At 45.6% G+C, this 12,749-nt stretch carries 10 protein-coding genes; 9 read left to right on the forward strand and 1 reads right to left on the reverse strand.

Annotated elements, in window-relative coordinates:
* Positions 1-6: 6 nt before the first annotated feature.
* The 8 genes from D829_RS30290 (at position 7) to D829_RS0103055 (ending at position 10,325) form a co-directional block, all read left to right on the forward strand.
* The gene (locus tag D829_RS30290; protein WP_241230729.1) at positions 7-1,614 is read left to right on the forward strand and encodes a transcription antiterminator; all 1,608 of its coding nucleotides are present in this window, start codon (positions 7-9) and stop codon (positions 1,612-1,614) included.
* The gene (locus tag D829_RS33965) at positions 1,596-1,952 is read left to right on the forward strand and encodes a PTS sugar transporter subunit IIA (RefSeq protein ID WP_241230730.1); all 357 of its coding nucleotides are present in this window, start codon (positions 1,596-1,598) and stop codon (positions 1,950-1,952) included. The genes D829_RS30290 and D829_RS33965 overlap by 19 nt, the downstream gene beginning before the upstream one ends.
* Before the next feature lie 226 nt (positions 1,953-2,178).
* Positions 2,179-2,532, forward strand: coding sequence for a PTS lactose/cellobiose transporter subunit IIA (locus tag D829_RS0103030; RefSeq protein ID WP_017687360.1), 354 nt, complete (start codon positions 2,179-2,181; stop codon positions 2,530-2,532).
* 2 nt (positions 2,533-2,534) lie between these two features.
* On the forward strand, positions 2,535-2,834 hold the full coding sequence (locus D829_RS0103035) for a PTS sugar transporter subunit IIB (protein WP_017687361.1): 300 nt from the start codon (positions 2,535-2,537) through the stop codon (positions 2,832-2,834).
* Between the two features lie 75 nt (positions 2,835-2,909).
* A complete protein-coding gene (locus tag D829_RS0103040; protein WP_017687362.1) occupies positions 2,910-4,214 on the forward strand; it encodes a PTS transporter subunit EIIC in 1,305 nt (434 codons plus the stop codon).
* Between the two features lie 73 nt (positions 4,215-4,287).
* Complete coding sequence (locus D829_RS0103045; RefSeq protein ID WP_017687363.1) at positions 4,288-5,571, forward strand: DUF4038 domain-containing protein; 1,284 nt, start codon at positions 4,288-4,290, stop codon at positions 5,569-5,571.
* Between the two features lie 16 nt (positions 5,572-5,587).
* Entirely contained in the window at positions 5,588-7,015 is a 1,428-nt protein-coding gene (locus tag D829_RS0103050) for a 6-phospho-beta-glucosidase (protein ID WP_017687364.1), read from the forward strand.
* A 388-nt stretch (positions 7,016-7,403) separates the two neighbouring features.
* The gene (locus tag D829_RS0103055) at positions 7,404-10,325 is read left to right on the forward strand and encodes an insulinase family protein (protein ID WP_017687365.1); all 2,922 of its coding nucleotides are present in this window, start codon (positions 7,404-7,406) and stop codon (positions 10,323-10,325) included.
* 150 nt (positions 10,326-10,475) lie between these two features.
* Here D829_RS0103055 and D829_RS0103060 read toward each other — a convergent pair whose 3' ends face one another.
* Entirely contained in the window at positions 10,476-11,183 is a 708-nt protein-coding gene (locus D829_RS0103060) for a helix-turn-helix transcriptional regulator (RefSeq protein ID WP_017687366.1), read from the reverse strand.
* A gap of 250 nt (positions 11,184-11,433) precedes the next feature.
* Here D829_RS0103060 and D829_RS0103065 point away from each other — a divergent pair, with 250 nt between their 5' ends.
* Positions 11,434-12,654: a MalY/PatB family protein gene (locus tag D829_RS0103065; protein WP_017687367.1), complete on the forward strand. Its 1,221-nt coding sequence runs from the start codon at positions 11,434-11,436 to the stop codon at positions 12,652-12,654.
* Positions 12,655-12,749 lie beyond the last annotated feature (95 nt).

The following is a 12,749-nucleotide window of genomic DNA, read 5'->3' on the forward strand; positions in this document are numbered from 1 at the left end:
GCTTGAATGAATTCACGCATGGTTTCGATTTTACAGCATCTGCTTGCTGCGGACATCCCTGTCAAGAGCGAGCATCTGGCAAAATTGATTCAGGTTACTTCACGCACCGTACGCAGTGACATCAGAGAGCTGGATGAGTTCCTGGCCAAGCATGGAGCATCGGTTCAACCTGTTCGCTCAAGAGGGTATGAACTGAAGATTACAGACGACAGCAGCTTTCGTATGCTTTTGCAGCAATTGTATATGAACAATGAACCGGAAGATTCGGGATCACCTGAATACCGGCAGCTTTACTTAATCAGACGCCTCCTGCTTGCCGGAGTGTATTTGAAGCTTGAAGAGTTGGCAGATGAGCTATATGTCAGCAAGTCCACGGTTCAGAACGATTTCAAGGGGGTTAAGCAGACATTGCTTGCCTACGGGCTTGGCGTAGACAAACGCCCCAACTATGGCATTAGGCTGAGGGGGGATGAAGTCCGGCTGCGTTTGTGCATATCTGAATTCGTTGTGAACCGCTCGGATGAAGAACGCACCGGAATACAGGATGCACAGCGTATTGTCTCTCCCCGCGAGATGACGCTCATACGCAGCATCATTCTGGAACAGATTCAGAAGCTTGGCGTGAGCCTGTCAGATGTTGCCTTCAGCAATCTGACTATTCATATTGCGATCGCCTGTAAGCGAATTCGTGACGGTAACCGGGTCGCGTTGCTCTTGGATGAGAAGGAAGAATTCCGGGCCGCTGAGGAATTTCAGGCTGCCGAGCAGATTGTCGCGTTGATTGAACGAGAACTGGACTTATCTTTTCCCGAAGATGAGGTTGCCTATATAGCCATGCATCTGGCTGGAAACAAGTGGTTTGCGGAGGTAAACGGGGAAGAGATGGAACAAGGCAGTCCCGAGAAGATGCTGGACCGCGGGATTTATGAGCTGGGGAAGGAAATTCTTGCTCGAATTGACAGGGACCTTAACCTGAGGATCAGCAGGGATCAAGAGCTATTATTGGGTATTTGCCTCCATTTGAAGCCTGCGCTGAACCGTGTCAGATACGGGATGAGTATCCGCAATCCGATGCTGGAGCATGTGAAGAGCAACTATCCCTTGGCTTTTGAGGCAGGGGTCATCGGAGCCAAATTGATTGAGAGTAAACTCAATCTGTTGATTCCCGAGACGGAAATGGGCTACCTGGCTATTCATGTCGGAGCGGCCATGGAAAGACAGCAGATGGATACCAGGCCCAAACGTTGCTTGGTCGTATGTACCTCGGGTGTAGGCAGTGCGCGTCTGCTATATTACAAGCTAAGGAGCAAGTTCGGCGAGAGACTGGAGGTTGTGGGAACGACCGAGCTTTACAATCTGCATCAGATTCCTTTGCATAACATTGATTTTGTGTTAAGTACAGTCCCTATCCCAAAGCCTTTGTCTGTTCCTGTGATTGTTGTGCAGACCCTCCTGGGCGGTGGGGATATGCATAACATTGAGGATTTGATTAATGGGGAGAAGGCGTATTCCTTCCGCTACATTATGGAAGAACTTGTGTTTCTGAGACAGCGCTTTACCTCGAAGGAAGAGATCATTACTTTTACGGGAACAAAATGTCTGAACTCGGGTTGATCCGCTCTTCCGAAGGCTTCATCGGTCTGGTTCTGGAGCGAGAAAATGCTGCGCCGACAGCCTATGGGAATTTGGTGGCCATTCCTCATCCAATCATTCCGCAAAGCAACCGCACGGTATGGGCGATATGTACACTTGAGTCTCCGATTGACTGGTCGGGCCGGCCGGTACAATTTGTCTGTCTCCTGAGTATTGACAAGAGTGGCGAAGAGCCTCAGGTGAGAATGTATCAACATCTGATGGGGCTGGTCGACGATTCCGAGATTATTCAGCAAATGCTGGAATGCAAAACGTATGGGGAGTTTGCCCAAATTATTGTCAGACATAAACTGTATTGATTGTCCAAGGCTCTGTATGGCGTTTGACCGGATTTTCGGCCAGACGGCGGTATGGAGTCTTATTCATTTTCCGGGAAATAGGGTATGGCATTCTGCTGTTGGCGTTAAGTACGTACGGATATAAGTTTTTCCGCTTGTAGTGGAAAAGGATTGCGTTTAGATGTGAGTTGTAATCGTATACACTGATCTTGTAAGACAAAGAAATGGAATGTAAGAGGTGGATGCAATGGATGAGTATCAGGAAATTATTATGGGGATTATAACCAATGCAGGGTTCGCCAAGAGCAAGGCTATGGAAGCCATTGCCCTTGCCCAGAAAGGCCATTCGGAGCAGGCGGCTGCATGTCTGGAGGAATGCAAGAAGGAACTGGTGGGTGCGCATAAATCGCAAACACGGTTGATCCAGCAGGAAGCGGGAGGAGCCACGCATGAAGTGACACTGTTGATGGTACATGCACAGGATCATTTGATGTCAGCCATTACGACGAAGGATTTGGCGGGGCATATTGTGGAGCTATATGACAGATTGAACCGCTATGAAGTGGCGGTTGGACATAACACTACAACTAGGGAGGACTAAGAATGAAACAAATTACTCTGGTATGCGCAGCAGGAATGTCAACAAGTATGCTGGTACAGAAAATGCAGAAGGCAGCCCAAGTCCAAAATATTGAGGTGGAGATCAGAGCCACCTCCGAGAGTTCTTTCAAGGAGTACGCAGACAAGACGGATGTGCTGCTGATTGGGCCACAGGTTGGCTATCTGGAAGGTGATTTTAAAAGCAAATATGAACCTAAAGGCATAAAAGTAAGCGTAATCAACCGAATGGATTATGGCATGATGAATGGTGAGAAAGTGCTTGCCGATGCTCTAAACCTGTAATCATTTTTTCATCAAATGGAAGCGTTCTCTAAATGGTGTTTATCGATGAAATTCTAAAGCAGGAGATGAACGGATATGGCAAATGAACAAAAGCTATCCCACAAGCTGCAAAGATTCGCAGGTAAAATTCAGCAAAATCGCTATATGAGCGCTATTTCGAATGGGCTGATGTCGACACTTCCTTTTCTGATTGTCGGGGCGTTCTCAACGCTGTTTTCCGCACTTGCCTGGGAGCCTTATCAGAACTTTATTGCGCCGGTAAAGGGAATTATTGGTTTGGCATCAACCATGACTACGGGGATTATCGCCCTCTATGCCGTATTCTTCATTGCTTACAGACTGGCGCAGTCCTTCGACAAGGACCCGTTGGTTCCCGCAGCGACTGCGCTGCTCTCCTTCCTAATCCTTACGCCGGTAGAGACTTTCGACAAAGTCCGGGCATTGCCGCTGCAATGGCTCGGCGCTCAGGGATTGTTTGTAGCCATGTTTGTAGGTTTGATCGCCGCGAGATTGTATATATGGATTGTTGACCGCAACTGGACCATTAAAATGCCGGAGGGAGTTCCACCTACGGTCGTCAAAACCTTTTCGGGCCTTATTCCAGCCATATTGGTCGCCGTTCTTTTCGTTGTCATATCCGGATTGTTCATGCAAACCTCTTTTGTTACAGTCCATCAATTTATATATACCTATCTGCAAGTGCCGCTGGAAGGGCTGGGCGGATCACTGGGGGCCCTGATTATTGCGCTGATCATCATGCAGGCACTCTGGATGTTCGGGATTCATGGAGCCATTGTCACTTTGGCTATCGTTAAGCCCATCTGGATGAGTCTGGATCTTGCGAACCTTGAGGCATTTCAGGCCGGTGCCCCGTTGCCAAATATTATTGGACTGGCGTTCTGGTACATCTATGCCAATTATGCACCCATGCTCGGATTCGCACTGTTGCTGGTCTTTCTCGCCAAGAGCAAGCAACTGCGTACGATTGGGAAACTTGGCCTGCCGGGGACGTTCTTCTCGATACATGAGCCCCTGATCTTCGGCATACCGGTCGTTCTAAATCCGCTTTTGGCGGTTCCGTTTATCGCTTCACCTATCGTTTGCGCAGTGCTGGGTTATTTTGCAACCACCATCGGCTTGCTGCCGGCACCTATCGGAATATATCCTGCATTCGGAACGCCGATATTTGCTTTGGGATTCATTGAGGGCAGTTGGAGGCTTGCTGCTGCACAGCTTGTGCTCATTCCCGTTTGTATGCTGATCTATTATCCATTCTTCAGAATACTCGACAGACAAGCGCTGGAGAGGGAATCTGAAGCACTGGAGAATTCGAAACAAGAAGGGACAGCCGGAATCAATGCCGGTGCAGTTACCTCATAAGTGCGCATTAAACTCGTAAAACGGCGTTTACAACGCCGTTTTCTGTTATGACTCGCGAGAGAGGAGAGGTTGTATGATCAAGCTTGAGATAGCGGAGAATAAACGTCATTTCATCAGCGGGGGGGCTCCGTTTTTCTATCTGGCCGATACAGTTTGGAGTGCATTTACCAATATCTCGATGGAGGAATGGAACTATTATCTGGACTACAGGAAAAGCCAGGGATTTAATGTCTTGCAAATTAATCTGCTACGGCAGTGGGATGCCAGTGGCAGTGACTTGAACCAGGAGCCTTTTGCCCGGTGTGAAGATGATGGTACTTATGATTTTTATTCGCTCAATGAAGAGTATTTCAAAAGAGCAGAGCAAATGGTGGAAAGAGCGGTGGACAAAGGGTTTGTACCAGCGCTTGTCCTGCTCTGGTGCAATTATATTCCCGATACCTGGGCGTCCAGAATCCGTGAAGATAAGAAGATGCCACTGGATGCTGTGGAGCCGTACGTGCGTTATGCAGCGGACCGCTTCTCCAAATACTATCCAATCTATATCGTGAGCGGGGATACCGACTTTCCGTCTGAACGGGCGAATGCATACTACCGGACCGCACTTCATGCTGTGAAAAAGTATAGCCCGGAGTGCTTGACCACCTTGCATATTCAAGGACGACTTGCGGAAGTGCCAGCCGAATTCATAAACGATGGTGATTTGGATTTCTATATGTACCAGTCCGGCCACAATTCCCAGTTTCAGCCTACGGCCTACACCTTAGCTATCGAATTCAGCAGCAAGCCGGTAACACGACCAGTGTTAAACTCGGAGCCTTGCTACGAAATGATGGGGTACAGCCGTCAGAATTACGGCCGGTTCAGTCGTGTCGATGTGCGCAAGGCTGCCTGGCAAAGTCTCTTATCCGGAGCGGCCGCTGGTGTAGCCTACGGGGCGCATGGAATCTGGAGCTGGCACAAAAAAGGCAAGCGATTCGGAGTTACAGGAGAAGGGTTTGACAGCCCTTATGATTGGCAGGCCTCCCTCAAGTTTGAGGGGGCGTGGGATTATGGATTTGCTAAATGGCTATTCCAAATGTACGGGCTGACTGATTTGCAGCCGTGGAACATTGTGCTTAAGAACACGGAAGAGATTCGGGCAGCGGCAACCGCCAGCATGTCCAAGGTCGCCATTTATATGCCTGTTAATACAGTGCTGAGGTTGGACGCGGACCTTGGTGAATACGAGTTTACGATTATCGACCTTGAACACCGCAGATTTGCGGCCGCTGTCATCACTGTTCAAGAGAAAACGACAGTTATAGATATGCATGATTTCGAAAGTGATGTTCTTGTAATGGGTGTGAAAAAATAATATGAGGTGATCTGGAATGGGGTTAGGTCCTAACTTTCTGTGGGGGGGCGCAAACGCGGCAAATCAAAGTGAAGGCGGATATAATCTAGGAAACCGCGGTTTAGCCAATGTTGATTTATTGCCTATAGGCAAAGATCGGGCAGGAGTAATGACCGGGAAAATAAAAATGATTGAACTGGATGATCAGCACTTTTATCCGGCTCATGAAGCTATTGATATGTATCATCAGTATATGGCTGACATCAAATTATTCGCTGAAATGGGCTTCAAAACGTATCGTATGTCGATATCTTGGACTAGAATTTTTCCCAATGGGGATGATGAGCAGCCGAACGATGAAGGTTTAACCTTTTATGAAAATATATTTCGGGAGTTACGAAAGTACAATATTGAGCCACTGGTAACGTTAGCGCATTTTGATGTACCCGTCACTCTTATTCAACAATACGGGTCATGGCGTAATCGTAAAATGATTGGTTTTTTTGAGAACTATTGTCGTACCGTATTTAATCATTACAAAGGGATGGTAAAATATTGGTTGACCTTTAATGAAGTGAATATGATATTGCATGCACCGTTTTTGGGCGCGGGCTTATGTTTTGAAGCAGATGAAAATGAAGAACAGGTTAAATATCAAGCCATGCATCATCAATTAATAGCCAGTGCAATTGCAACCAAAATAGCGCATGAAGTTGATCCGGAGAACAGGATTGGCTGTATGCTGGCAGGAGGAAATAACTATCCGTATTCTTGTCGTCCGGAGGACTATGCAAAGGCAGTCGAAAAGGATCGGGAAAATTATATGTTCATTGACATTCAATCCCGGGGAGCCTATCCGAGTTATGCATTGAAAAAATTCGAACGAGAACATATTCATATTGTTATGGAACAGGGAGACCAAGAGCTGTTAAGACAACATACAGTTGATTTTATTTCATTTTCCTACTACTCTTCCCGAGTTGTTGCTACCGATCCATCTGTTGCTCATGAAACGGCTGGGAATATATTTAAATCTATTAAAAATCCTTATTTGAAATCTTCCGAATGGGGATGGCAGATTGATCCCTTGGGATTGAGGTCAGCGCTGAGTATTTTATATGACCGCTATCAGAAACCATTATTCATTGTGGAAAACGGGCTTGGTGCAGTGGATACGCCTGATGAAAATGGCTATGTGGAAGATGATTATCGAATCGAATATTTGCGTGAGCATATTAAGGCATTTAAAGCGGCAGTCCTGGAAGATGGCGTTGAGTTGATGGGGTATACGACTTGGGGAAGTATCGATCTGGTGAGTGCGACCAAGGGCGAAATGAGCAAGCGTTATGGATTTATTTACGTTGATCGTGACGATGAAGGTAAGGGTACTCTGAAACGTAGTAAGAAAAAATCATTTTATTGGTATCAAAAAGTTATCCAAAGCAACGGTGAAGATTTAGATTAAATCGGATTCAAAACCAAGCCCTTTTATTAAAGAGGGAAAACCAAATAATAGTTTATATATAACGAACTGTTAATATAAGTTTAGTGTAAAGCAAATTTTGAGTTAACTAGTGTAAAGTTCAATGAGACCTTCTCCTTTATCGCTTTATCGGAGGGTCTTTTTTCATGAGTTAGATAGAGAAACCTAAGGCGGTTAGAGATCAAATGTTCAATCTCTTGGAAGGAAGTCTAATTTCAGAATTAGGCACTAGAAGAGGCCTCAGTTGGGCGAGTTATGAAGACATACAACGATGGTGTATACTATCCATAGGCATTAATTACCTTTACCTTGCTGAACGATATAGTCACAAAACCAATAAAACAATCTTATGGACGGAGGACTCAAGTTTATGTTGAAACAGCTTAAGCCATACAAGGTGTTACAGGAGCGCAGAATCGAAGAACTGAAATCGGATGCGTATCTGCTTGAACACCAGAAATCCGGAGCCAAAATTGTACTTTTGTCCAATCAGGACGACAACAAAGTATTCAGTATCGGTTTCCGCACACCTCCGGAAGATGATACAGGGGTAGCCCATATTCTCGAACACTCCGTGCTATGTGGGTCCAAGAAATTTCCGGCCAAGGATTCTTTTGTTGAGTTGCTGAAAGGTTCATTGAATACATTCCTTAACGCCATGACGTATCCCGATAAGACGATCTATCCGATCGCGAGTCGTAATGATCATGACTTCCATAACCTGATGGATATTTACCTGGATGCGGTATTGAATACAAATATTTATGAGAATGAAAAGATATTTCTACAAGAGGGCTGGAACTACAACCTGACCTCTGCTGACGATGAGTTAACCTACAACGGAGTTGTATATAACGAGATGAAAGGGGCCTTTTCTTCACCAGAACGAATGGTGCGCAGAGAAGTGTTGAACTCTCTTTTCCCGGATACCACATACTCCTCCGAGTCTGGTGGATTCCCGGAAGCTATCCTGGATCTAACTTATCAGGGGCTGCTGGATTTCCACACGAGATACTATCATCCTTCCAACAGTTACATCTATCTGTACGGGGATATGGATATGGAAGAGAAGCTGCAATGGCTGGATGAAAACTACCTGAGTGCATATGATCGAATCGAGATTGATTCGGCCATTCAACTTCAACCTGCTTTTGCAGAACGGGTAGACACAGTTAAGACATACTCTGCGGGAAGTACGGAATCGGAAGTGGATAACAGCTTCTTGACCTATAATGCGGTGATCGGCACAAGTCTGGACAAGGAACTGAACATTTCGTTCCAAATTCTGTTATACGCCCTTCTGAACGCTCCGGGAGCGGTATTGAAACAGGCTTTGCTGGATAAAGGAATTGCGAAGGACGTCTACGGTTCCTATGATGACAGTCTGTATCAGCCTGTGTTCACGGTTGGACTGAAGAAGAGTAATCTGGCGAGCAAAGAGGATTTCTTGGGAACGGTCAAAGAAGTGCTTGAGCGTGTGGTAAAAGAAGGCTTTGATCCAAAGGCGCTGCTTGCTGGAATTAACTCTTATGAGTTCAATCATAGAGAAGCGGACTATGGCAGAATGCCGAAAGGCCTGATTTACGGATTCTCCTCCCTGCAAAGCTGGTTGTACGATGAAGAAGCACCTTTTACTCATTTGGAAGCCAATGACGTATTTGCTGAACTGCGGACAAAAATGAACGAAGGTTACTTCGAGCAACTGATTGAGAAATATATTTTGCAAAACACACATACTTCTTTTGTGGCGCTTACCCCGGATAAGGGGCTGAACTCACGCAAGGAAGAAGCGTTGAAAGAACGTCTGAAAACTATTCAGGCTGGTCTTAGTGAGGAAGAAGTTCAGACGTTGATTCAGAAAACGGAGGCACTCGCCGAGTATCAGAATACACCTTCAACCAAAGAGCAACAGCAGGTCATTCCGACGTTATCGATTGAAGATATTGAACCAAAGGCCTCTACGTTGCATCAAACGGTGAACCAGGTCGACGGCACAACCATTCTCCATCATAACCTGTACACCAACGGAATTGGTTATCTGAGACTGCTGTTTGATATTAAAGAAGTGCCACGTCATCTCCTGCCGTATGCAGGATTGCTCAAGAATGTACTGGGTTACGTGGATACTCAAAACTACTCGTTTAATGAATTGTCCAATGAAATCCACATCCATTCAGGCGGTATTCATAGCGGGATTGGATCTTATGCTAACGCGCATAAGCACAATGAATTCAAGGCTACCTATGAGTTCAACGCAAAAGTGTTGTATGACAAGCTTGGATTTGCCTTTGATATGATCAAAGAAATCGTGTTCACGTCCCAATTCGATAATTCGAAGCGATTGTATGAGATCATCTCTCAGATGAAAGGTAACCTGCAACGTAATCTGATCAATAGCGGACATTCTGCGGGAATTGGCCGGTCTTCGTCCAAACAATCAGCAGTTGCCGATTTCAGGGAAGCTGTAAGTGGTATCGCCTTTTACCAGTGGTTAGAGGATCTTCAGGAGAACTTTGAGGCTAGAAAAGAAGAGTTATCTTCCAGCCTGCAAGAGTTGACAGGGTATATTTTCAGACCAGAGAACTTGCTTGTTAGTTATACGGCCGATGAACAGGGGTATGAAGGACTGGAGCAAAAGGTATCCGACCTGAAAGCGAAGCTGTTTACACATGAGGTTGCCAAGGAAGAATTTATGTTCACACCGGCTACTCATAAGGAAGGATTCCGTTCCCCTTCAGAGGTGCAGTACGTGGTGCAAACGGGCAATTATATCGACAAAGGATATCAATACACCGGTTCACTACGGGTCTTGCAGGGAATCCTGTCTCTGGATTACTTGTGGACCAATATCCGCGCCAAAGGCGGGGCTTATGGCTGTATGTCAGGCTTCAGACGGAACGGAGATAGCTACGTTGCATCGTATCGTGATCCGAACCTGGATAAAACGTACAAAGTATATGAAGAGATACCGCAATATTTGAAAGATTTCCGGGCAGACGAGCGGGAAATGACACGTTATATCATTGGTGCGATTCAGGATCTCGATACGCCGAGAACGCCTTATGGCGAAGGGGCATTCTCTCTCGAGTGTTATCTGTCGAATGTGACTGAAGCGGATCTGCAACAGGAACGTGACGAAGTGTTAAGCACGAAGGAAAGCGACATTATCGGTTTTGCTGAGCTCTTATCGGCCATACTTGAACAGCAGCAGCGCTGTGTGATCGGTAATGAGAACAAGATAGAGGAACAGAAGCAAATGTTTGACGAGACGCTGGATTTAATTAAAAACTAAGCGTTAGTCTCACTTATCTCCGATCGAATAGGTAGCAAAGCGAAAGGCACTTTTATGAGCTGGTTTCAACAGCTTATAGAAGTGCCTTTTCTAATGGGGAGGGACTGTCTCCATCCATATGATATGAGAATGTGTGACGCGCTGCGTTATTCAAGTGACAGCGAGCATGTTGTATATTTTCAGGGTCCGCAGATCTTCCTTTGAGATTTTCAATTCATTATATAACTCCTGATTCTCGGGCAGCGGGGTTCTGGAGAATAACATTTTGAGGGCGATAGGCATGAAAGGTCTGAAGGAGACACCAGCCATCAGTCCCCATTTTTTCTCCGATTCCTGAAAAGACGCCAGAATATTAATATATAGATTCTCCAGCGGCGTGGCCTGATTTTTCAAAATCAGCGTGGTGAGTGTATCATAATGCTCGGTGTGGCCCCAATACATATTCTCGCACTCTTGGTAGTTCTCAAAGTCCTTCACATTCATATACATCACGGTGCGATAACGGTTGGCATCCGACTGAGCCATCATGTCAATGACACAACGAATGAGACTGTTGTTCCGCCCATCATAGAAGTAAGAATAGAAACGTGTGGAGTTCTTGAAGAAACTGGACGGGACCGCATTCATCAGGGGAGAAGCATGTCTTGGTTCTTGGTACAAGAGTTGCTCCACCTGAATGTTGAGCGCGTTCGCAATATGATGTAACGTGACCAGATCAAGTGTAATATCTCCGCTCTCATATTTGGATAGGGTGCCTTTGCTCTTGAAAATCTGATCCGCAAGCTGTTGAATGGTCAGTCCCCGCCACTTCCGAAAGTTTCGTATTTTCTTGCCAACTTCCTGATTGATATTGTTCATAACCGGTTCTCCTTATGCCAATGTTTCTTGAGAGTACGTGAAAATGATGAAAGTCATTCATGAAAATGATGTTATATGAGAAATATATCACTTTTTCGTCGAAATACCTATTCTGGAGAAACAATAAACTTCATTTGTTTCGTCAGAATAGATTGTATTGCATTTGATGCAATTTCTACGTCATGGAATAATAGATATCATACGACACGAACCGACAATGAAAAGTTGAGCAGACAGAGGAGCAGAAGCTATGAAATATAACTTTGATGAGATTATTGACCGCACAGGAACAAATGCCATGAATACGGATGGTTTCCGTCAATATATTTTTAACGCCACAGAAGATATGACTTTTCCATTCAAAGATGAAGAATTCATTCGCATGTGGATTGCAGATATGGAGTTCGCCACACCTCCCGAGATTCTGGATGCAGTCAAGCAGCGTCTGGACCGTAGAATCATGGGTTACTCTCAAGTGTTCGATCCTTCATATTACGAAGCTGTTTCGAATTGGATGAAAAGATACTATGACTGGTCCTTCCCGAAGGAGCATTTGGAGACTTCGAACGGGATCATTCCCGCTTTATATGAATTGGTGGAATATATCTGTCAATCGGATGAGAAAGTACTGATCGTGACCCCGTCTTATGGTTTCTTCAAGTCAGCTGCGGAGCATAACAATCTTGAACTGGTGTGTTCGGATATGATCAACGAGCAGGGGCGTTACTCTATTGATTTTGAGGATTTTGAAGCCAAGGCCAAGGACGAAAAGGTAAGGGTATGTATTTTCTGTAACCCGCATAATCCATCTGGACGTGTCTGGACAACGGAGGAGCTGCAACGTGTGGGTGAAATCTGCCTGAGGAACAATGTATGGGTCATTTCGGATGAAATTCACTGTGATCTGCTGCGGACTGGCAAGAAACATACGCCACTCGCGAAGCTGTTTCCGGATACGGATCGAATCATTACATGCATGTCTCCGAGCAAAACATTCAATATGGCTGGTCTGATGTTCTCCAATGTCATCATTCCGAATAAGGAACTTCGAGACATCTGGCAGGCACGCCATTATGGTTTCAAAAACCCACTGAGCATCGCTGCCACTCAAGCGGCTTACGAAACAGGTGATGAATGGCTGAAACAATTAAAAGGTTATTTAGACGCCAATTTCGCCTGCGTAGAACAGTATTTGAAGCAGCATCTGCCACTGGCCGTCTTTCACATCCCGGAAGCCACATATCTGGCCTGGATCGATATTTCGGCATATGCTCCCCATAATGTAAGTTTACCTTTATTCTTCGCTGAGCAAGCGGGTGTATTGCTCGAAGATGGTCATATGTTTGTAGCCAATGGTGAGGGTTGCATTCGGTTGAATCTGGCTTGTCCCCGTTCTGTCCTTCAGGAAGGGTTGCGGAGAATTAGCAGTGTGCTTGTAAAAGAAGTCGAAGAGGTACCCGTTCAAGTCTAAATTCATCAAGTCATCACGCAACAGCGAGGTGGCTTTTTGTGATGAGTGTACGGAATGCAGCAAGAACAAGGTGTATTTCTAGGTGAACTTATACC

Source organism: Paenibacillus sp. PAMC 26794, assembly GCF_000316035.1.
GTDB lineage: Bacteria > Bacillota > Bacilli > Paenibacillales > Paenibacillaceae > Paenibacillus.